General features: G+C 59.1%; 1 protein-coding gene. It reads right to left on the reverse strand.

The features are described 5' to 3' along the window. On the reverse strand, nucleotides 1–296 hold a 296-nt coding region (locus tag FS818_RS28380), incomplete at its 3' end, for an AMP-binding enzyme (RefSeq protein WP_313960488.1). Nucleotides 297–413 lie beyond the last annotated feature (117 nt).

The raw sequence follows: 413 nt of genomic DNA on the forward strand, positions 1-413 counted from the left end.
TCGGTCTCGCTTCGCGGCGCAACGTATTCGCTGGTTGTCTGTAGCAATCCTTGCGGCTCCGGCAGCGCCTTCCGGTCCACCTTCCCGTTCGCCGTCAGTGGAATTCGCTCTACTTCCACCAGATACGACGGCACCATGTACTCAGGCAAGCTCCGTTTCAAATACGCGCGCAACTCGGATGCATTGAATACTCCCCGGCTCACGATGTATCCGCACAAACTCGTTTCGTCTCGTTCGTCTTTCCGGGCGACGACCACCGCTTCCTTTACGTCCCCGTGCTGGAGGAGACGATGCACAATTTCGCCTATCTCGATCCGGTACCCCCGGATCTTTACTTGCTCATCGATCCGACCCAGGTACTCCAGGTTCCCGTCCGGTAGCCACCGTGCCAGGTCCCCGGTGCGGTACATCCG

It is taken from the genome of Paenibacillus xylanexedens, assembly GCF_007680605.1.
In the GTDB taxonomy this organism is placed as follows: Bacteria; Bacillota; Bacilli; order Paenibacillales; family Paenibacillaceae; genus Paenibacillus; species Paenibacillus xylanexedens_B.